Annotated in this window: 22 protein-coding genes; 15 read left to right on the top strand and 7 right to left on the bottom strand. The window is 69.3% G+C overall.

Going from position 1 to position 20,265, the window contains the following annotated elements; translation table 11 throughout:
• The first annotated feature begins 14 nt into the window (after window positions 1-14).
• The 9 genes from ASC87_RS26825 to ASC87_RS26785 all read left to right on the top strand — a co-directional run bounded on the left by ASC87_RS26825 (window position 15) and on the right by ASC87_RS26785 (window position 7,728).
• Window positions 15-1,283: a flagellar hook-length control protein FliK gene (locus tag ASC87_RS26825; RefSeq protein WP_056670289.1), complete on the top strand. Its 1,269-nt coding sequence runs from the start codon at window positions 15-17 to the stop codon at window positions 1,281-1,283.
• Between the two features lie 127 nt (window positions 1,284-1,410).
• Window positions 1,411-2,007, top strand: a complete 597-nt coding sequence (gene fliL, locus ASC87_RS26820) for a flagellar basal body-associated protein FliL (RefSeq protein WP_056670285.1) — start codon at window positions 1,411-1,413, stop codon at window positions 2,005-2,007.
• 34 nt (window positions 2,008-2,041) lie between these two features.
• Window positions 2,042-3,043, top strand: a complete 1,002-nt coding sequence (fliM, locus tag ASC87_RS26815; protein ID WP_056670281.1) for a flagellar motor switch protein FliM — start codon at window positions 2,042-2,044, stop codon at window positions 3,041-3,043.
• Window positions 3,036-3,467, top strand: a complete 432-nt coding sequence (gene fliN / locus ASC87_RS26810) for a flagellar motor switch protein FliN (protein WP_056670278.1) — start codon at window positions 3,036-3,038, stop codon at window positions 3,465-3,467. Before fliM ends, fliN begins: the two co-directional genes overlap by 8 nt.
• 12 nt (window positions 3,468-3,479) lie before the next feature.
• On the top strand, window positions 3,480-3,827 hold the full coding sequence (gene fliO / locus ASC87_RS26805) for a flagellar biosynthetic protein FliO (RefSeq protein WP_056670275.1): 348 nt from the start codon (window positions 3,480-3,482) through the stop codon (window positions 3,825-3,827).
• Window positions 3,828-3,847: 20 nt separating this feature from the next.
• Window positions 3,848-4,597 (top strand): flagellar type III secretion system pore protein FliP, encoded by a 750-nt coding sequence (fliP, locus tag ASC87_RS26800; protein ID WP_082569003.1) that lies wholly within the window; start codon window positions 3,848-3,850, stop codon window positions 4,595-4,597.
• Between the two features lie 9 nt (window positions 4,598-4,606).
• Window positions 4,607-4,876: a flagellar biosynthesis protein FliQ gene (gene fliQ, locus ASC87_RS26795; RefSeq protein WP_056670272.1), complete on the top strand. Its 270-nt coding sequence runs from the start codon at window positions 4,607-4,609 to the stop codon at window positions 4,874-4,876.
• Between the two features lie 20 nt (window positions 4,877-4,896).
• Window positions 4,897-5,658, top strand: coding sequence for a flagellar biosynthetic protein FliR (fliR, locus tag ASC87_RS26790; RefSeq protein WP_056670269.1), 762 nt, complete (start codon window positions 4,897-4,899; stop codon window positions 5,656-5,658).
• A 570-nt stretch (window positions 5,659-6,228) separates the two neighbouring features.
• Window positions 6,229-7,728 (top strand): polysaccharide lyase family 1 protein, encoded by a 1,500-nt coding sequence (locus tag ASC87_RS26785; RefSeq protein WP_056670266.1) that lies wholly within the window; start codon window positions 6,229-6,231, stop codon window positions 7,726-7,728.
• Between the two features lie 90 nt (window positions 7,729-7,818).
• Here the strand turns inward: ASC87_RS26785 and ASC87_RS26780 are convergent, their stop codons facing one another.
• The 6 genes from ASC87_RS26780 to argH all read right to left on the bottom strand — a co-directional run bounded on the left by ASC87_RS26780 (window position 7,819) and on the right by argH (window position 12,371).
• Complete coding sequence (locus ASC87_RS26780) at window positions 7,819-8,781, bottom strand: alpha/beta hydrolase (RefSeq protein WP_082569002.1); 963 nt, start codon at window positions 8,779-8,781, stop codon at window positions 7,819-7,821.
• 89 nt (window positions 8,782-8,870) lie between these two features.
• Complete coding sequence (locus tag ASC87_RS26775) at window positions 8,871-9,386, bottom strand: GFA family protein (protein WP_056670263.1); 516 nt, start codon at window positions 9,384-9,386, stop codon at window positions 8,871-8,873.
• A 6-nt stretch (window positions 9,387-9,392) separates the two neighbouring features.
• The gene (locus ASC87_RS26770) at window positions 9,393-9,764 is read right to left on the bottom strand and encodes a DUF5329 domain-containing protein (protein WP_056670259.1); all 372 of its coding nucleotides are present in this window, start codon (window positions 9,762-9,764) and stop codon (window positions 9,393-9,395) included.
• A gap of 93 nt (window positions 9,765-9,857) precedes the next feature.
• Window positions 9,858-10,523: an HAD family phosphatase gene (locus ASC87_RS26765; RefSeq protein WP_056670256.1), complete on the bottom strand. Its 666-nt coding sequence runs from the start codon at window positions 10,521-10,523 to the stop codon at window positions 9,858-9,860.
• A gap of 31 nt (window positions 10,524-10,554) precedes the next feature.
• Window positions 10,555-10,950 carry a DUF6869 domain-containing protein gene (locus ASC87_RS26760; protein ID WP_056670253.1) on the bottom strand — a complete coding sequence of 132 codons (396 nt, stop codon included), beginning with the start codon at window positions 10,948-10,950 and terminating at the stop codon, window positions 10,555-10,557.
• A 23-nt stretch (window positions 10,951-10,973) separates the two neighbouring features.
• Window positions 10,974-12,371, bottom strand: a complete 1,398-nt coding sequence (gene argH / locus ASC87_RS26755; protein WP_056670250.1) for an argininosuccinate lyase — start codon at window positions 12,369-12,371, stop codon at window positions 10,974-10,976.
• 137 nt (window positions 12,372-12,508) lie between these two features.
• Here argH and ASC87_RS26750 point away from each other — a divergent pair, with 137 nt between their 5' ends.
• The 6 genes from ASC87_RS26750 to ASC87_RS26725 all read left to right on the top strand — a co-directional run bounded on the left by ASC87_RS26750 (window position 12,509) and on the right by ASC87_RS26725 (window position 19,066).
• Window positions 12,509-13,657: a sensor histidine kinase gene (locus ASC87_RS26750; RefSeq protein WP_082568985.1), complete on the top strand. Its 1,149-nt coding sequence runs from the start codon at window positions 12,509-12,511 to the stop codon at window positions 13,655-13,657.
• A 2-nt stretch (window positions 13,658-13,659) separates the two neighbouring features.
• A complete protein-coding gene (locus tag ASC87_RS26745; protein WP_056670247.1) occupies window positions 13,660-14,430 on the top strand; it encodes a LytTR family DNA-binding domain-containing protein in 771 nt (256 codons plus the stop codon).
• Window positions 14,427-15,695, top strand: a complete 1,269-nt coding sequence (locus tag ASC87_RS26740) for a hypothetical protein (RefSeq protein WP_056670245.1) — start codon at window positions 14,427-14,429, stop codon at window positions 15,693-15,695. The genes ASC87_RS26745 and ASC87_RS26740 overlap by 4 nt, the downstream gene beginning before the upstream one ends.
• Before the next feature lie 151 nt (window positions 15,696-15,846).
• Window positions 15,847-17,079 carry a selenoneine synthase SenA gene (gene senA / locus ASC87_RS26735; RefSeq protein WP_235582310.1) on the top strand — a complete coding sequence of 411 codons (1,233 nt, stop codon included), beginning with the start codon at window positions 15,847-15,849 and terminating at the stop codon, window positions 17,077-17,079.
• The gene (locus ASC87_RS26730) at window positions 17,069-17,830 is read left to right on the top strand and encodes a ChaN family lipoprotein (RefSeq protein WP_056670241.1); all 762 of its coding nucleotides are present in this window, start codon (window positions 17,069-17,071) and stop codon (window positions 17,828-17,830) included. The genes senA and ASC87_RS26730 overlap by 11 nt, the downstream gene beginning before the upstream one ends.
• A 129-nt stretch (window positions 17,831-17,959) precedes the next feature.
• On the top strand, window positions 17,960-19,066 hold the full coding sequence (locus ASC87_RS26725) for a mechanosensitive ion channel family protein (RefSeq protein WP_082568984.1): 1,107 nt from the start codon (window positions 17,960-17,962) through the stop codon (window positions 19,064-19,066).
• On the opposite strand, the gene ASC87_RS26720 is transcribed toward ASC87_RS26725, so the two are convergent.
• Window positions 19,054-20,238: a hypothetical protein gene (locus tag ASC87_RS26720; RefSeq protein WP_056670237.1), complete on the bottom strand. Its 1,185-nt coding sequence runs from the start codon at window positions 20,236-20,238 to the stop codon at window positions 19,054-19,056. The genes ASC87_RS26725 and ASC87_RS26720 overlap by 13 nt on opposite strands.
• Window positions 20,239-20,265 lie beyond the last annotated feature (27 nt).

Genomic DNA, 20,265 nt, shown 5'->3' with positions numbered 1-20,265 from the left:
CCACGAGCCTCCCGATGACCGCCGCCGTCTCCACGCCCGCCCTGCCATCCACCAACCTCGCTGCCGCCTTGAGCGCGCCGCCCGCGCCCGTGCGCGGCGCCGGTTTCGCCCAGATGCTCGACGCCCGGCGCGCCGAGGCCCCGCCCGAGCCGGCACCGGCCGACAAACCGAAGGCCGAGGACACCTCCGCCGCCGACAACGCCCAGGCCACCCGAACCGCCGACGAGGCCAGAGGCCGCCAGCTGCGGGCCAACCGCCAGGCCGGCACGCGCCCGCAGCCGGCCGATGGTGCCCCTGTGCGTGAACCCCGCGCACCGGCCGAGATGGCCGAGACCGAACCGGTGGATGCCCCGGTGTCGGCCGCCGAAGAAACCGACCCCGCCGTGGACCCGTCGCTCGCCGAATGGCTCGCCTCGCTGAACATGCCGCCGGCCCAACCCGCCGCCGAGGCCCAACCGGCCGACCCGCATGCCGCGATGCCCGCTGGCTCGGACGCCGTCGCCGAACAAGCCCGATCCGACCTGACCGCCACCCAGGCCACCGCGGAGCGTGGCGCCGCGCGCCGTGCCGCACCGGCCCTGGTCGGCAGCAGCGAGACGGCGCAGCGCCAGCGCCAGGAGCCCGAAGACCTGAAGGTCGAACGCCCCGGCCCGCGCGCCGACGCACGCCAGGCCGCCGAGTTGCCGGCGGCGTTCCAGGCGGTGATGGAGCAGGTGTCCCTGCCAGTCACACAAGCCCGTGCACTGACCGGCGAGTCGTCGCCCAAAGTGGACATGGCCGCCGCCGCCCAGGCCCTGTCGGGCGCCACGCCGCTCGCCGAACGCCCGGCCGCCGAAATGGCCGCGCCCACCGTGGTGCACGTGGCCACGCCGGCCGACGCCCCCGAATTCCCGCAGGCGCTCGGCGCCCAGCTCAGCGTGTTCGCCAAGGAGGGCGTCCAGCAGGCCGAACTGCATCTGAACCCCGCCGACATGGGCCCCATTTCGGTCCAGATCGCGTTGGATGGCGACCAGGCCAAGGTGGACTTCGGCGCGGATTCGGCCATCACGCGCCAGATCATTGAAAGCGGCCTGCCCGAACTGGCCGCTGCGCTGCGCGACGCCGGGTTCACGTTGTCCGGCGGCGGGGTGCACAGCCAGGCCCAGCAGCAGGGCCAGCGCGATCGCGAAGGTGGCCAACCGGGCCACGTCCCGGGCCGGCAAGGCTCGGGGGACGAACCGGCCGCCGTGGCCAGCCCGGCCACCCGGACCGTCCGGGCTGGCGGCGTCGACCTGTACGCCTGAGACGGTGCGCGAGCCCGCGGCGGGGAAGCGGCGCTTTTCCCCCGTTATTCCGGCCATCGGCCGGTGCCCCCCTTTTCGATAATTTCCCTCATGCGCACCCGCTGGGTGTGCGCCTGAAGGAGATTTCATGTCGAGCGCGAGCGCTACTGCCGATGCCCCCAAGAAGGGCAACAAGAAGCTGATCGTCATCATCGCGGCCGTCGTGCTGCTGGTCGGGATCGGCGGCGGTGCGTTCGCCTACATCGCCAAGCAGAAGGCCGCCGCGGCCGCTGCCGCCGCGGACGAGGAAGAGGAGAGCGGTGAAGAAGCCGCCCCGGCGCACGCCGAGACGCGCAAGCACGATCCCAAGCACGCCCCCACCTTCGTCCCGCTGGAACCCTTCGTGGTGAACCTGGCCGACAAGGAGACGGAGCGCTTCGCTCAGGTGGGTGTCACCCTCGAGGTGGACGACGCCAAGTTCGCCGACGAACTCAAGGCCTACATGCCCGCCATCCGCAACGGCATCCTGATGGTGCTGGCGCACAAGACTTCGGCCGAACTGCTGTCGCAGGAAGGCAAGCTGGCGCTGCAGAAGGAAATCCTGCGCGAGTCGGTGCTGCCGCTCGGCATCGAAGTGGAAGACGAGGACGAAGTGCCGGCACAGGGCAAGCGCAAGAAAAAGCGCAAGAGCGCGGTGCACAACCCCGTCTCGCGCGTGCACTTCTCGAACTTCATCGTCCAGTGATCCGGCAACCGCCCCCCACAGGCCAGGCCACCCCATGAACCAGCAGATCCTTTCGCAAGACGAAGTCGATGCGCTGCTGCAAGGCATCACCGGCGAGAGCCAGAAGCTCGAGCAGGAAGAGGTCCAGGCCGGCGGCATCCGCAACTACGACATCGCGAGCCAGGAACGGATCGTCCGCGGGCGCATGCCCACGATGGAGATCATCAACGAGCGGTTCGCGCGGAACATCCGCATCGGCCTGTTCAACTTCATCCGCAAGAGCCCGGAAATCTCGATCGGCGGCATCAAGGTGCAGAAGTACAGCGCCTTCCTGCGCGAGATCGTGGTGCCCACGAACTTCAACATCGTCTCGGTGCGCCCGCTGCGCGGCAGCGGCCTGATCGTGTGCGACCCGACGCTCGTGTTCGCGGTGATCGACGCGCTGTTCGGCGGCGCCGGCAAGTTCCACACCCGCATCGAAGGGCGCGATTTCTCGCCCACCGAGCAGCGCATCATCACGCGCCTCGTCGAGGTGGTGACCGAGGAATACAAGAAGGCCTGGGCGGGCATCTACCCGCTCGAGCTCGACTACCAGCGCTCGGAGATGCAGCCGCAGTTCGCGAACATCGCCACGCCGAGCGAGATCGTCGTGGCCACGAGCTTCACGCTCGAGATCGGCGACACCACCGGCACCATCCACTTCTGCATTCCGTACTCGACGCTGGAACCGATCCGCGACGTCCTGTACTCCACCATCCAGGGCGACAGCAACGAGCCCGACCGCCGCTGGGTCAACCTGATGAAGCAGCAGATCCAGTCGGCCTCGGTCGAGGTGGTGGCCGAACTGGCGCACGCGCCGGCCACCGTGGAGCAGCTGCTCTCGTTCAAGCCTGGTGACTTCATCGAACTCGACCTCAGTGCGGGCATCGAGGCGAAGGTGGTGGGTGTGCCGATCTTTGAATGTCATTACGGGACCTCCAACGGCAAGTACGCGTTGAAGGTCGATCGCATGTTGTCCAGCTCATCCATGGGCTGGCTGGGAGACCAGAATGTCTGATAACACCAATTCCGTTGAAGACGACATGGCCGCGGAGTGGGCGGCTGCGCTCGCCGAGGCCAAACCCGAGGTGGCCTCCGAGGTGCAAAGCGCCGCAGCGGGCGCGGCGCCCGTGGCGTTCACCGATTTCGCGGCCGCTGCGGCCACGGGGGCGACGAACGACATCAACATGATCCTGGACATCCCGGTGCAGCTCACCGTGGAACTGGGTCGCACGCGCATCCCCATCAAGCACATCCTGCAGCTGGCGCAGGGCTCGGTCGTCGAACTCGACGCACTGGCCGGCGAACCGATGGACGTGCTGGTCAACGGCTACCTGATCGCCCAGGGCGAGGTGGTCGTGGTCAACGACAAGTTCGGCATCCGGTTGACCGACATCGTGACGCCGAGCGAGCGCATGCGCCGCCTGAGCCGCGCGGCCTGACCGGAGATCCGCATGCCTTCTTCCGGCTTCACGTCGCTGCTCGGTTTCATCGTTGTCATCGCGCTGATCCCCATCGCGCTGTGGCTGCTCAAGCGCACGCCCATCGGGGGCGGCGCGGCACACGGCACGATGCGTGCCGTCGGGGTGCTGTCGCTGTCGCAGAACCAGCGCCTGGTCACCGTCGAGGTGGGGCAGGGCGACCAGCGCAAGTGGCTCGTGCTCGGTGTCACGCCGCAGCAGATCACCACGCTCCACACCATGGAGCCCGGCGCCGAGCCCCTGCCGTCCTCCGGCCAGGCCGTGCCGCCGTTTGCGCAACTGCTGAACAAGCTGCGCGGCGACCAAGGAACCCCGAAGTGACCGCTGTCTTTTATTCCCGGCTGCGCCGCCACCGTGCCGCGCTCCTGGCCTTGACGGTGTTATCGGCCGCACCTGTGGCGGCTTTAGCCCAGTCCGCACCCAGCCTGCCGCTCGTGATCGGCCAGGGCGCGGGTGGCACCAGCTACTCGGTGCCCATCCAGACGCTGCTGTTCTTCACCGCCTTGAGTTTCCTGCCGGCCGTGCTGCTGCTGATGACGGGGTTCACGCGCATCGTGATCGTGCTGGGCCTGCTGCGCCAGGCCATGGGCACGCAGTCGGCGCCGCCGAACCAGGTCATCATCGGGCTGAGCCTCTTCCTCACGTTTTTCGTGATGAGCCCCACCATCGACAAGGTGTATGCCGAGGCCTACCAGCCGTACGCGGAAAACCGCATCCAGTTCGATGAAGCGTTGAAGCGGGGCGAAGTGCCGATGCGCGCCTTCATGATGAAGCAGACCCGCCAGGCCGACCTGATGCTGTTCGCCCGCCTCGCGAAGGTGGACCCGGCGGTCAAGCCCGAGGACGTGCCGTTCAAGGTGCTGGTGCCGGCGTTTGTCACGAGCGAACTCAAGAGCGCATTCCAGATCGGCTTCCTGATCTTCATCCCGTTCCTCGTGATCGACATGATCGTGGCCAGCGTGCTGATGAGCCTCGGCATGATGATGCTGAGCCCGGTGCTCGTGGCCCTGCCGTTCAAGCTGATGCTGTTCGTCCTGGCCGATGGCTGGAACCTGCTGCTCGGTTCGCTCGCGGCGAGCTTCTCCACCTGAGGCCCCCCAATGGATGCTCAACAAGTCTTCACGTTCGGCCAGCAGGGCCTCTACCTGCTGTTGATCGTGGCCGCCCCCGTGCTGCTCACCGTGCTCGCCGTGGGCCTGCTCGTGAGCATCTTCCAGGCGGCCACGCAGATCCACGAGGCCACGCTGTCGTTCGTGCCGAAGATGATCGCGGCCGTCGCGGTGCTGGGTTTTGCCGGCCCGTGGATGCTGACGACCCTCGTCGAGTACCTGCAGCGCATGATCCAGTCGATTCCCACCGTCGTGGGCTGAGAGACTGACCGCACGTTCCCATGTTCACCTTCACCGAAGCCCAGGTGCTGGAGTGGATCAGTCCGCTCCTCTGGCCGTTCCTGCGGGTGCTGGCGATGTTCACGTCGGCACCGGTGCTGTCGCAGCGCAGCGTGCCGGTTCGGGTGAAGGTGTCGCTCGCGTTCGTGATCGCGCTGTGTGCGCAGGCGTCGCTGCCGGCCATGCCCGTCATTGCGCTCGACACGCCGCTGGCGGTGCTCGTGGTGATCCAGCAGGTGCTGATCGGCATCTCGCTCGGGTTTGCGGCCCGCATCGTGTTCGCGGCCATCGAGTTCGCCGGGGAGCTGGTGGGCTTGCAGATGGGCCTGAACTTCGCCGGTTTCTTCGACCCCGCCACCAACGGCCAGACCACCGCGGTGAGCCGCTTCTACGGCACGGTGGTGGTGCTGCTGTTCGTGATCACCAACGGCCACCTGCTGATGATCGCCGCGCTGACGCAGAGCTTCGTGGCGTTCCCGGTGGGTCCCGAGCCGTTCGAGTTCCTGCGCCAGCTGCAACCCCACCTGTGGGGCGCCGAGATCTTCAAGCTCGGCCTGTGGATCGCGCTGCCCATGGTGACGATGCTGCTCTTCGTCAACCTGGTGCTGGGGGTGATCTCGCGGGTGTCGCAGCAGATGAACATCTTCGCCATCGGGTTCCCGATCACCGTGTCGGTCGGGCTCGTCGGGGTGCTGCTCACGCTGCCGATGATGCAGGCGCCATTCACGATGGCGCTGGAACAAATGCTGAGCAAATTTCAATAGAGCCCCCTACGGCGCTGTCGCGCCGGTCCCCCCATGGGGGAGCCCGCGGTCGCCCGGGGGACCCGGGCTCGGCGGTAGCTTGATCTGTCGCTTCGCTGCGCTTGCTTTCCTGGCGCACGCGGTTCGGGGCGTTGCTCGCTTCGCTTTGCTCGCCCCCTCCTTCGTCGTCCCCGCCCCTCCGTCATCCCGTGCTCCTCGGTCATCCCGGCGGAGGCCGGGATCTCCACCCGTGCCGCGTGCGATGCCGTCGCCCCCCTCACGGTAGGGGGCGCGTGCAACAGTCTGCAACGACTGCAAGTGCCCGGCATGGGTGTGTGTTCGGTCACGAACCGCGCGCTGATGGGCTGCGGCGGACGGGGTTTTCATGGGAGAAACAGGGTCATCCCTGTGGGCTTGAGATCGTATGACTGGTCGGTAACGTGCTGAGGTTTAGCGCATTTCCTGCGACAAATGGACGTCATTCGAGCTTTGTCGTCACTTGTCATACATCAACGCGGGCGGTGTAATCCGGCCGCGACGGCGGTGATGGGAGGCCGACGACGCGCCTTCAAACTCACAAGAAACACCGTCATGAACCAGAAAACTCTTCTTTGCGCCGCGATCGCGGCACTGTGTTCGACCCCGGCACTTGCCGTCGACTGGCCGTCCGGTTTCTCGAAGTGCGCCGACGAGCGCGAGACCTGCGACATCGGGTCGGCGAAGCGCCAGGTGTCGTTCGGCATCAAGGACAAGTGGGTCGTGAAGACGCTGTCGGGTCAAGTGGCCTGCACGGTGGCGGCCTTCAAGTCGGACCCGTACCCCGGCAAGACGAAGAAGTGCGCCGTGAGCAAGACGACCGCGCCGGCGCCAGCGCCGACCCCCGCACCGGCTCCCGCCCCCACGCCCGCGCCTGCGCCTGCGCCGACTCCTGCACCCGCTCCCGCTCCGGCGCCAGCGCCCACCCCCGCACCGGCCCCTGCGCCCGCACCGGCCGCCGACGCCAGCGTCGAACGTGCCACCACCGGCTGGGCCACCCAAGGCGGCGGCACCACCGGCGGCGCCGCGGCGACCTCGCAGTTCATCTACAAGGTCAGCTCGGCTTCCCAGCTGGTGTCGGTGCTCAAGAGCGCTGGTGACACGGCCAAGATCATCAAGCTGTACGGCACGATCGACATGGCCGCCGCCGACAACGGCGGTCCGTTCAAGAGCGCCTCCGACCAGGCCGCCCGCAACGCCCTCAAGCTCGGCAGCAACACCACGCTGATCGGCCTCGGCGCCGACACGAAGCTGGTCAACGCCCGCATCTCGATCAAGGACGTCGAAAACGTCATCGTGCGCAACCTGACGATCGTCAACCCGTGCGACATCGCGCCGCTCTGGGACCCGAATGACGGCTCAGCCGGCAACTGGAACTCGGAGTACGACGGACTGGTCGTCGACGGCTCCAAGCGCGTGTGGGTCGACCACAACGTGTTCAGCGACACCCCGGTGACGGACGACAAGCTGCCGGTGGAAAACGGCAAGACCAAGCAGTGCCACGACGGCGCGCTCGACGTGAAAGGCGCGTCGGACTACGTCACCGTGTCGCACAACGTGTTCGACCAGCACGACAAGAACAACCTGATCGGTTCGTCGGACAACGCCAAGGGTGACGACGGCCACCTGACCGTCACGTTCCACAACAACCGCTTCACCGATGTCTCGGAACGCGCACCGCGCGTGCGTTTCGGCCGCGTGCACGTGTACAACAACCTGCACGAAGGTGACCGCAACGACAAGGCCTACGCGTACGGCTACAGCATCGGGGTCGGTTACATGGCCAAGATCATCTCGGAAAACAACGTCTACGAGATCGCCGGCGCGAGCAACTGCGGCCACGTGGTCAAGAACCCGGGTTCGTCGAGCAAGTCGGGCGCCATCGTCGACAGCGGCTCCATGCTGAACGGCGCAGCGCTGAACCTGGCCAGCGGCTGCAGCTTCAGCACCGCAGTGGGCTGGACGGTGCCGTACACCTATACGCTGCTGAAGACGGCTGACGTCAAGGCGACGGTGACGTCCCATGCGGGTGTGGGCAAGCTGATGGTGCGTTGATGCCGTGACCGGCAGGGCGGCCTGGCCGCCTTGCCGGTGCCCTCGGCGGCACGGCCACCCGAGGTCGTGTCGCCCCAGGCCGCAGTGGGCTCAGGTGGGTGAAGCCGGCGGAGCCGGCGTGGCGCCCACCGCCACCGGGACCCCGGGCGTTTCGGCGCCGCTCAGTTGGCGGCGTGCCGGGCGGCCCGTCTCGATGAAGTTCGCAACGTCGTCGAGCACCGGCGCCAGCCACCGCAGCGGGGCCGCCATCGTGGCGGCCATGGTCAAGTGGCCCAGGTGCTTGTACACCTTGACCTGCACCGGCACGCCCGCCGCCTTGAGTTTTTCACCCAGGGCCACGGTGTTGCGCTGCGGGTTCACGAGGCTGTCCTTGCGGGCTGTGCCGAGGAACGTGCGTGGTGCATGCGGCGTGACGAACTCACCGGGCTGCGACTTCGGCGGGTAGTCGGGGTGCGAGAACACGGGCTGGACGGCGGGGTTCTCGATGGGGTAGAAGTCGTAGGGGCCTGCCAGGCCGACCCAGCCGGCCAGCGCCTCGGGCGACGTGCCGGCGGCACGGAGCCACCGGGGGTCGAGGGCGAGCATGGCCGCGTTGTAGCTGCCGGCGCTGTGGCCCACGATGAACACGCGGCGGGCGTTGCCCCCGAGCGACCTGGCCTGGTTCAGTGCGTAAGCCACTGCCTGTGCGCTGTCCTCGAGGAAGGTGGGGTATTTCACCTCGGGGTAGAGCCGGTAATCGGCCACCAGCGTGAGCACCCCGCGGGACGCAAGGGCCTCGCCGACAAACCGGTAGTCGGCCCGTGCGCCTTCGTTCCAGTTTCCACCGTAGAAGAACACGGCCACCGGCCAGCCGCCGTTGGGCGCGGGCAGTACCGGCTTGTACACGTCGAGCTGCTGGCGTGGCAGGCTGCCGTAGGCCACCCCTTCGGTCAGCACATAGGTGCTGCGCGGCGACAAGGCGTTGAGGGTGGCCACCGGCGCGCACGCCGTGAGGGCGCTGGTCAGCAGCAGGGCAGTGAGGGTGACGCGGAAAGGGCGGGGCAATGGGTGCATGGCCTCGGAGCATACGCCGTCGGCAACGGTGCCGGTGCAGGACAACCGGCCTTCCGGGCGTGGGTGAGGGAATTCCCCGGTCTCCGCCGTCACGCGGGCGGGCGCGATTGGCGGTACGCGTCGATCAGCGGGCGCAGCATCTGCCATCGCGCCAGGCTCCCGGCAGACCAGTGCAACTTGCGGTCGTAGTACGCCGGGAAGGCCACGGCGCCAGGTGGCAACACCACCCAGGGCTGTTTCGACTCGGTGAAGACGTGGAGGTCGGGCGGCAAACGGTCGGGCTCGTCCAGCGTGCCCACGCGCACGAAACGGGTCAGTGGCCCGGTGCCCGCGTAGTGGCTCCACACGGCCACGCGGCACGTGGGGCAGCGCGCGATCTGCTGGCCCGCGCCGCTGGCCGATGGCGTGTGCACGACTTCGGGTTCATCGGCCAGGTGCACCACGCGATCCGACTCGATCATCGCGTTGAGCGCGAACGAGGCCCCCGATTCCCGCTGGCACCAGCGGCAATGGCAGCAGTGCACGACCAGGGGCGGGCTGTTCAGGCGGTAACGCACCTGGCGGCACGTGCAGCCGCCGTCGAACGATGGGGTCGGGGCGTCCATTGCCGGTCACTTCGGGGCCGCGGCCCGCACCGCAGCCAGCCGTGCGGCCAGCCACTGCTTGCTCTCCACGGGCGCGGCGCCGGCACACCGCACCAGGTAGGGCTTGCCCGTCGAGCTGCTCTTGGCGGCACCCCGGTCGATGAACTGCTCGGTCGTGGTGACGGCGTTCTTGTCCTCGAGGTACGCGAGCTTGCGCAGCAGGTGGGTTTTCGCCTCGCCGCCGCTGTGCCAGGACCCGTTGCGGTTGAACTCGCAGCCCGAACGTTCGAGCGCTGTCAGCAGGGCATCGACCTCGGCACGCGCGGGGGGCGGCAGCGGCCCGGCCTGGGCGAGTGACGAGATCAGGGCGAACGAGGCGGCAAGGAGGGTGGGGCGCATGGACTGGAATTCTGCACCAGCACGGGCGTGCCGCGCCGCCGGCTCAACGCGCCAGGGCTTCGAGGCGGGTGGCCCGGAAGGTGGCCGCACGGTTCATGCAGCCGCCGCGCGGTGGCGGATCCATTCGAGCGCCTCCGCGAGGCGGGGGACCACCACGGTGGCCTTGGAGAAGTCGTGGTGCCGCGACATGTCGGTGGGGATGGCGATGCACGGCACACCGGCTGCTGCGGCGGCGTTGAGGCCGTGCTCGGTGTCCTCGATGGCCACGCATTGGGCCGGTTGCAGCCCGAGGTGCCGGGCCGCGAGCAGGTAGCAGTCGGGCGCGGGCTTGCTGTGTTCCACGTCGTCGGCCGACACCACGGTCTCGAAAAACGCCTGCAGCCCGTGCAGGCGCAGCGTGGCCTGCACGGCGCTGGCTCCGGCACCGGTGACCACCCCGAGCCGCAGCTTCAATTGCTGCAGGGCCACGAGCACGTCGTGGGTGCCGGGCATCAACGGGAACGGCTGCCGCGACAGGTGATCGGTGGTGGCGTCGTTCTTGGCCTGCGCCAGCGCGGCAGGCACCACGTCGAGCGCGAACCGCGACTGGATGTCGATGGCGTTCGCGGCCGTGGGCATGCCGGCGTACCAGTCCTTGTACTGCGTTTCGGTCAGCTCGACCCCATGGTGCGCCAGCACGCTGTTCCACATCTGGTGATGGGTGGGTTCGGAATCCACGATGGTGCCATCGTGGTCGAAGAGAACGGCGTGGATGGCCAAGGCAGGCTCCGGCAGCGGGTTGACGGGCGGGTCAGGCGGGTTTGTCGTCGCGGGGCACGGTCTCCCGGAGGGCCTGCACCCGAGCCCATACGGCATGGGGCAGGGCGTTCTTCCAGACACCGCCCAGCAGCGTGGCGAACCGGGGGTTGTGCCGCGCTTCCGCCTCGATGGTGTCGATCATCGCTTCACCGTGGTACGACAGCAGGTCTTCCAGCGGCCCGGCCGACACGGCCGCCAGGATCTCGGCGGGCGGGTCGAGCTTCACGATGGCGAGGATGAGCTTCCACGCGTGCTGGGGTGCCTCGCGGATGAGCTGCCATTCCTTGTCCGCGGTCCAGGAGAGTTCGTCCTTCTCGATGGAACCTTCCGGCGCCTGCCAGTAGGCGATCCAGTCGGTGGCGAGGGACAGGGCGTCGTTGTCGGTCATCGATGTCAAAGGATCTCGGTTTCTCAGGCCAGGCGGGTGCGGTGCCGGGCGATCTGGGCGCGCACCTGCACCGGTGCCGTGCCGCCGAGCACGTTGCGTGCGTTCAGCGAACCCCGCAGCGTGAGGACGTCGGCCACGTCGGCGGCGATGGAGGCGTGGAAGCCCTGCAGCGTGGCCAGCGGCAGTTCGGCCAGGTCCACGCCCGACGCGATGGCCTGCTTCACGGCATGTGCCACGACCTCGTGGGCGTCGCGGAACGGCAGGCCCTTCTTGACGAGGTAGTCGGCGAGGTCGGTGGCCGTGGCGTAACCCTTCAGCGCGGCGCGTTCCATGGCCTCGGTCTTCACCGTGATGCCACCCACCATCTCGGCCATGATGCGGAGTGTGTCGCGCACGGTGTCCACCGTGTCGAACAGCGGTTCCTTGTCTTCCTGGTTGTCCTTGTTGTACGTGAGGGGCTGGCCCTTCATCAGCGTGATGAGGCCCATCAGGTGGCCCACCACACGGCCGCTCTTGCCACGCGCCAGCTCGGCCACGTCGGGGTTGCGCTTCTGCGGCATGATGGAGCTGCCGGTGCAGTAGCGGTCGGCCAGGTCGATGAAACCGAAGTTCTGGCTCATCCACAGCACGATTTCCTCGGCCAGGCGCGACACGTGCACCATCGTGATGGCGGCGAACGACGAGAACTCCATCGCGAAGTCGCGGTCGCTCACGGCGTCGAGGCTGTTCTGGCACACACCGTCGAAGCCCAGGGTCCTGGCCACGCGCTCGCGGTCGAGCGGGTAGCTGGTGCCGGCCAGCGCGGCGGCGCCCAGCGGCAGGCGGTTCACGCGGCGGCGCACGTCTTCCAGGCGTTCGGCATCGCGGGCGAACATCTCCACGTAGGCCAGCAGGTGGTGCGCGAAGCTCACCGGCTGGGCCACCTGCATGTGCGTGAAGCCGGGGAGGATGGTCTCGACGTTGCGGTCGGCCACGTCCACCAGCGCGCGCTGCATGTCGGCCAGCAGCGGCAGCAGCGTGTCGATCTCTTCGCGCAGCCACAGGCGCACGTCGGTGGCCACCTGGTCGTTGCGCGATCGGCCCGTGTGCAGGCGCTTGCCGGCGTCGCCCACCAGCTGCGTGAGGCGGGCCTCGATGTTCAGGTGCACGTCTTCCAGGTCGAGCTTCCACTCGAACGCGCCGGATTCGATGTCGGCGGTGATCTGGGCCATGCCGCGGCGGATGTCGGCGAGGTCCTCGGCGCGGATGATGCCCTGGGCCTGCAGCATCTCGGCGTGGGCCAGGCTGCCGGCGATGTCGGCCTTCCACAGGCGCTTGTCGAAGAACACGCTGGCCGTGTACCGCTTGACCAGCTCGCTCATGGGCTCGGAAAAGAGCGCAGACCAGGCTTGGGATTTTTTGTCGAGTTGGTTGGAAGACATGGCGAAAGGGGGCACGCGTGAGGGTCACGCCAGGGAAGAAGGGATTGCCGCACGACGCGACTTGGCGACAATGCGACACGGCCGGGCCGGAGCCCGGATTCTATTCCTCCACCGCCGCCTGCCTTCCGCCGGATCCCATGCCTACGCCCGCCCCTCCGCCACCCGATCGCGCCGCCCGCCGCCAGGCCGATGCGGCCTGGGGCGACAGCACCCGCCCGGGGGACCTCCGCCTCACCAGCAGCCTGTTCGGCCCCACCGGTTTCGGTCCCGGCGCGTCGGCACTCGCCCCCGACCCGGGTGCCCGCTCGGCGTTCGACGTGTGCCACGTCGGCGTCGTGCTCCGGGCCGTCCTGTTCGTGCATGCCGTGGTCGGGGTCGGCCTGCTGTTCGGCACCGGCGACCTGGCCGGCTGGCTGACGCTGCTGGCGCTGGCCGCCAGCGGCACGCTGCCGGCCGTGCTGGGTTGGCTCGTCATCGCGTGCCTGCTGAAGCGCCCACTGGCCATGCTGCCCGGGTGGGCCCAGTGGGCGGCGGCCATGGGGCTCGGTGCGCTGGGAGGGGCCGGGGCCTGCATGCTGCTGAACGCGGGCGGCCTGGGCCTCGGGCTGGGCAAGGCCAGTGAGTTGCGCTGGTGGGCGCCCACCGCGGCCGGCGCGGTGCTCGCCGCGGCCATGTTCTATTGGCTCACGTTGCGCGCCCGTGCCCGGCTCCCGGCCGACACCACGGCACGCCTGGCCGAACTGCAGTCGCGCATCCGGCCGCACTTCCTGTTCAACACGCTCAACACGGCCATCGCGCTGGCCCGGCTCGATCCCGCCCGCACCGAAACCCTGCTCGAAGACCTGGCCGAACTGTTCCGCGTGGCCCTCAACGACAGCGGCCAGGCGGTCACGCTGTCCGACGAAGTGGCCTTGGCGCAACGCTACCTGGCCATCGAACAGGTGCGATTTGGTGACAGATTGAAAGTGACCTGGGAGCTGGACGAAGACGCCGGACAGGCCCGCGTGCCCCCGTTGCTGTTGCAGCCGCTGGTGGAAAACGCGGTGCGGCACGGGGTGGAACCGTCGCCGGAAGGGGGGCAAATCCGCATTCGCACCCGGGTGAAGCGGGCGCACGCGGTGATTGTCATCGTCAACACCATGCCGGGCCGTCCCTCGCAGCCGGGCAACGGCATCGCGCTGCGCAACGTCCGCGAGCGCCTCCGGCTGATGCACGATGTGACGGCGCAGTTCGAGGTTCGTTCCGACAATCAGTTCTTTCGTGTTCAGGTGGTGGTGCCGTTGTGACGATGGGATTGCGTGTGCTGGTGGTGGATGATGAAACGTTGGCGCGGCTGCGGCTGCGTTCGCTCGTGGCCGAGTGTTCGTCGCCCGCGGCCCAGGTGGTCGGCGAGGCGGCCAACGCCCAGGAGGCCGTGGCCTGGCTGGCCGCCGACCGCTGCGACCTGGTGCTCCTCGACATCCACATGCCCGGGCTCGACGGCATGGGCCTCGCGCGGTACCTGCGCAGCCAGGCCGATGCCCCGGCCATCGTGTTCGTCACCGCCCATGCGGAACACGCGCTGCAGGCGTTCGAGCTCGACGCGGTCGACTACCTCACCAAACCCGTCCGCCGCGACCGGCTGCAGGCGGCCCTGCAGCGGGTGGCCCAACGCGGCCGCCCGGCCGCGCAGGCCGCCGCGGCCCCGGGCGACAGCGAACTCATGCTGATCGTCAACGACCTGGGCCGGCGCGTGCGCGTGCCGGTCTCCGACGTGCTGTACCTGAAGGCGGAGCTGAAGTACGTGACGTTGCGCACCGCCACCCACACCCACGTGCTCGACGACTCCCTGACCGACCTGGAGCAACGGCTGGGCCCGCGTTTCCTGCGGGTGCACCGCAACGCGCTGGTCGCCCGCCGTGCCATGCAGGCCCTGGAACGCCGGCTCGTGCCCGGCGAGGGCACCGACGACGTGGCCGAAGGGTGGGCCGTGCGGGTGGGCCCGGTGGGCGAATGGCTCACGGTGTCGCGCCGGCAGGTGTCTGCCGTGAAGGATGCCATCGCGGAGGGCGGCCTGTGAGCAAGCCCAAGCTGTACGTTCGCGAACCCGACGACGCCGCCCGGGGCCGCGGGGCGGCCCTCACCGGCGGCGCGCTGGTGCTGGCGCTGCTGGCCGGCCTCGGGTGGCTGGCTGCCGGCCGGGGCGATCCGCCGCCGGGCGATGTTGCCGCCGTGTCGCGGTCTGCGCGCCAGCCCGGCGGGGCGGCATCGGCCGCCTCGGCCCCGGGCAGGGTGATGGTGCCTGTCGTGTTGCCGGCCTCGCCGGCCACCACGCTGCCGCCGGGGCTGATCGAGGTGTGTGCCGTGGGCCTGATGTCCCAGGCCGAATGGAACCGGCCTGCGCGGCGCGAAGCCTTCGATGCAGCGTCAGGTGTGGCGCGGCAGGGCACCGTCACGGCCCTGAAGGCGAGTGCCGACCCGCTCACCCGCGGCCTCGCGCTGGCCATGGAAAGCAGCCATGGCGGCGAAGTGGCGGCCAATACCGCACCACGCGACGCGCTGGCCCGCCTGGCCCTCACGTCGCGCTCGCCCGAGGTGTACGGATTGGCGTGGCGGGTGTGTTCCACCGAGGGCGCCCAGGACACCACGTCGGCCTGCCGCATGCTGTCGGCCGAGCAGTGGGCACGGCTCGATCCGGACAATGCGGTGGCGTGGGCCAGCGTCTACCAGCAGGCGTCGACGCGGCGTGACCGGGCGGCGATGACCGACGCCCAGTTCCGCATGTCCATCGCTCGCGCCGTCGATGGCCGTGCCGGCCGGTTGCCGGGCATTGCCGTCGCCCATGTGCCTCCTGGCACGGGTGCGCTCGAGACCGAAGCGGTCGTGGGCGAAGTGGCGCGGTTCGATGCCATCGGTCTCGCAGACGCCGCGAAGGAGTGCACCTCGCCCACGGCGCGCGATGCCAACCGGCTGCAGCTGTGTGAATCGATGGCCCAGGTGCTCTGGCAGCACGGCCGCAAGCCGGCCGACCTGTCCACGGCCATCCAGATCGGCGAGGCGGTCGGTTGGCCTGCCGAGCGCCTGCAACCCCTGCGCGACGAAGCCGCTGCGCTGTCCTTCATCTCTGCCGAGACGTTGCGCGAAGCGTCGCTGTCGTGTGCCGACGTCCGCCGCCGCATCAGCCACTTCGAAGACGCCGGCCTCCTCGGCGAAGTGGCCTGGGCGCGGCGCGCCATCGCGGCCGCCGGCAAGCCGCTGGCGTATTGGGCGGCTGCTGCAGAGGCCCAACGGCGCGCGCTCGTCCGCGCCGAAGCGTCGGCCTCCGCCGTACCCGCCATCCCGTGAGCGGGCTCGACACCGCCGGGCTGGCGCTCACCACCCGGTCGCCGCGCGGCACCGCCGCTACCCCGGCCCCCTGATCAGGGCACGGCGGCCGAGGCCGGGCACTGCCACAATGGGCACATCGGCACCGCCCCATGCGGTGCGGAGACCCTCCTTGCTCGACATCGAAGCCCCGCCCATTCCCGCCGAACACATGCGTCGCGCCGGCCGCGACCTGCTGTCGCTTGCGCTGATCGATGCGCGCAACCGCACGCTGCGCTGGACGAGCGCGAACGAACAGGCGCTCGCCAACTCGCGGTGGGGCCTCGGGCCGCTCGCGGAGCTGCAGCCTTGCGATCCGCCGCTCTGGGCGCTGGGCCACCTGGGCTGGTTCCAGGAATACTGGATCGCGCGCAACCTGCAGCGCCAGCAGGGCGAGCGCGCCGACCCGCGTGCCACGCGCCTCGCGTCCATCGACCCGTCCACCGACGCCTGCTACGACCCGGCCCGCTCCCCGTTCGACGTGCGCTGGCAGTTGCAGCCGCTCGACCTCGACGCCACCCGGCAGTACCTCGTCGACACCCTTGAAACCACGCTCGATCTCCTCGACCACGCCGGGGCCGACGACGATTCGCTCTATTTCTTCCGCCTGGCGTTGTTCCACGAGGACCGCCAGGCCGAGGCCTTCGCCGCGCTGTCGCAGACGCTCGGGCTGCCCATGCCCTGGCTTCCTGCCGTGGTGGCCGTGCCACCCCGCGACCCGCTGGTGTTCCCGGCGGCACTGTGGCCGCTCGGCAGCAACCCGGGCGGGTTTTCGTTCGACAACGAACGGCCCGTGCAATTCGAACCGGTGCTCGAGTTCGAGATCGACGCGCAGGTCGTCACCTGGGACCAGTACGCCGAGTTCGTCGAGGACGGTGGCTATGACGACCCGCGCTGGTGGCAGACCGACGGCTGGCGCTGGGTGCAGCGCGAAGGGCGCCGCACGCCGCGCCACGTGGACCAGCTGCGCCACGGCGTGCTCGTGCAGCGTTTCGGCCAGACCGTGCGGGTGCCGATGGGCCAGCCGGCCATGCACATCGCCTGGTACGAAGCCGATGCCTGGTGCCGCTGGGCCGGCCGGCGCCTGCCCACCGAACTCGAATGGGAGCTGGCCGCGCACCAGGGCGCGTCGCGCGGTTTCCGCTGGGGCCAGGTGTGGGAATGGACGGCCGGCACCTTCCGGCCCTACGAGGGGTTCCAGCCGGGCCCCGACACCACGTATTCGCCACCGGCCTTCGCCACCCACCGGGTGCTGCGCGGCGCGTCCTTCATCACCAGCGAACGCATGCGCCACCCCAAGTACCGCCATTTCCTGCGCCCCGAGCGCGACGACACGTTCACCGGGTTCCGCAGCTGTGCGCTTTAGCCTCTTCCTCACCGCCGTGCTGATGGCGGGTTGCGCATCGCCACAGCTCACCGTCTTTGGCGAACGCCACGACCAGGTCGACCAGCAGCGCCAGGTGGCAGGGGTGGTGGCCCACCTCGCGGCGCGCGGTGCGCTGCGGGCCGTCGTGCTGGAGATGGCCGACCGTGGCACGTCCACCGCCGGGTTGCCTCCAGACGCCGGCGACGACGCGGCCCGGAAGGCGCTCGCCTGGACCGACAGCGGGTGGCCCTGGGTGCAATACGGTCCCGTCGTGATGGCCGCGGTGCGCGCCGGCGTGCCGGTGTGGGGTGGCAACCTGCCGCGGCCGGCCATGCGGGCCGCGATGGACGACACCTCGCTCGACACTGCCGTGCCACCGGACCTCGCCGACCGCCTCACCGCCGCCATCCGCGACGGCCATTGCGGCCTGCTGCCCGAGGGCATGGCGCCGGGCATGCGCCGCATCCAGGTGGCCCGCGACCGCAGCATGGCCGCGGTGGTGGGCGAGCGCCTCGCCGATCCGGCACGGCCCGGCCAGGTGCTGCTGCTGACCGGCGCGCAGCACGCGTCGCGCGACCGGGGCGTGCCGTGGCACCTGGTGGCCGGCGACGTGTTGCCGGCTCGTGCCATCCGGGTGGTGCTGTTCGGCGGCGAAGGCGACGGGCTGCAAGGCGATGAGCGCCGCGCAGCCGAAGTCAGCCCGGGTCCGGACCGCTGCGAGGCCTTGCGCAAAGCCCTCCCGAAGGGCTGAGCGGCTGAGTCTCTGACGCCCCACGTTTGCGCTGCCGTCCTACAGATTTTGGCCGGCATTCGGGTGATGCTCGGGGGTGCACTCGACCCGTCGCCGTTTCTTCGCCGCGCCCGCGGCCCATGCCGTCCGATGAGGGCGTTCGCCTTCGGCATGCCCGACGTGCTGTCGGCCTGGTTCACCACGCTCGGTGCGGCGTTGGTGGGCCTGGTGGTCGCCGAGACCGTCTACCGCATCGGCGAACGCATCATCGCCCGCACCGCGCACCACTCGGCGGTGGCCATCACGGTCACCCAGGCCGCGCGGGTGCCGGTGGGCTGGGCGCTGCGCCTGCTGGCGCTGAACCTCGTGTGGCAGGGCGCACCCGACGACCTCCCGGGCCTCGCCCCGGTGCAACGCTGGACGGGCCTGCTGCTGATCGCCGTGCTCACCTGGCTCGCGGTGCGCTGCGTCAACGGGTTCGCCCGGGCGGTGGTGGCCGCGCACCCGGTGACGGTGGCCGACAACCTCACCGCCCGCCGCGTGCACACCCAGACCCTCGTGATCGCCAAGACCGTGTCCGGGGCCATCGTGCTCGTGGGTACCGCGCTGATGCTGATGACCTTCCCGGCCGTGCGCCAGATCGGTGCCAGCCTGCTCGCATCCGCCGGCCTCGTGGGCATCGTGGCCGGTTTTGCGGCCCGGCCGGTGCTCGGCAACCTGATCGCGGGGCTGCAGATCGGGCTCACCCAGCCCATCCGCCTCGACGACGTGGTGATCGTCGAAGGCGAGTGGGGCGTGATCGAGGAGATCACCGGGTCGTACGTCGTGGTGCGCATCTGGGACCAGCGCCGGCTGGTCGTGCCGCTGCAGTGGTGGGTCGAACACCCGTTCCAGAACTGGACGCGCAACACGTCCGAGCTGATCGGCACGGTGTTCCTGTGGGTGGACTACCGCATGCCGCTTGCCCCGCTGCGCGAGGCGCTGCAGGCGGCCTGTACCGGCTCCGAACATTGGGACGGCCGGCTGGCCCTGCTGCAGGTGGTGGAGGCGGGCGACAGGGCGATGCAGCTGCGTTGCCTCGTGAGCGCCGCCAGCGCGTCGAAGGCCTGGGACCTGCGGTGCCACGTGCGTGAGGCGCTGATCGATTTCGTGCAGCGCGAGCACCCTCTGTTCCTGCCCCGGTTGCGGGCCGAGGTGGACGACCGGTCGACTGCCCCGCCGCCGCCGGCCCAACCCGACTTGCCTCAGCCGCGATAGCTCTTCGCCACCATGCCCTGCAACACCGCCGAGGCCTCCATGACATCGGGGGACGAGTCATACACCGGCGCCCGGACCCGGTATTCCTTGTAGGGCGCCGGATCCTCGCCCGGCTCGCCCGCTTCTGCTGCCTTGATGACGTTGTAGAGCTCGCGCGACGTCACGTAGTGCAGCGCGTAGTCCTCGTGGTCGCGGTAGCGGGTCTCGAGGTGCGAGAACATCTCGTGCATGTTGGGGCCGATGGCGATGTCGCCGTCGGATGCGCCGTGGGTGTGCGTCTTGATCACCACCCAGTTTTCCTTGCCCTTCACCGAGATGCCGGTGCGAACCCACTGGTCGATGCGGGTCGGTGTCACGGTCTGCTCGAGATCGATCGAATCGCCGAACACCCGCAACCCGCGGAGCCGGCCGTGCCGGAAATGGGGATGCAGGGGCCCGGCGACGATCATCAGGTCGCGGTTGGACTGGTCGTGGTGCTGGTGCGGACCGCCCACGCAGACGTGCTTTCCGGTGTCATGCGATTTGGGCTGCAGCGGGTTGTCCTCGGCGTAGTAGATCGAGTTGATCTGCTTCGGCGTGGCATCGTTGTAGCAAGGGAACGTGAAGTCGGCGTAGCAGCCGGTTTCCTTGAGGATGGTGATTTCGTCGTCGACGCCGCAGAACTCGCCGTCGCGGGAGTTGTCCAGCGCCCAGTCGCCGTGGATGAAGCCGTACTGCTTGCCCCCTTCGACGTCGCCGAAGATGCCGAAGATTCCATACTCATCGACACACTGGCGCAGCGTGGCGCGCAGGTTCTCGGAGGTGTCGGGCTCCTGCTTGCCGTGGTGCAGGTGCAACTCCACCTCGCCATAACCGCGCTCGCACAGGGAGACGAGCTTCTTGAGCCAGCCGTGCTGGTGGTAATGCGGCGGAAAGAACCAGGTGCGCCTCGGCTTGCAGCCATGGCTGTCGTGGTGGGCGTCCGCGATGAGCGGGTACTCCCGCAGCAAATCGTCCACACGGCCGCTTCCCACCTCGGCCGTCACCTTGCCGGTGCCTGGCTCGTAGTGGTCGCACATGCAGAAGAGCACGTGGGTGCGTTTGCCGGCCCGCTTGCGCGCCAGGCTTCGGCTGGACAGCAGCCAGCTCGCGGCGACCGAGGACAGGTCGGTAATCTGCTTGACGATTTTCATGGGCTCCCCCCTGTGAGTGCGACGGCC

Origin of the sequence: Rhizobacter sp. Root1221, from assembly GCF_001425785.1 — a bacterium.
Lineage (GTDB): Bacteria > Pseudomonadota > Gammaproteobacteria > Burkholderiales > Burkholderiaceae_C > Rhizobacter.
This window is presented reverse-complemented; position numbering and strand designations above follow the sequence as displayed.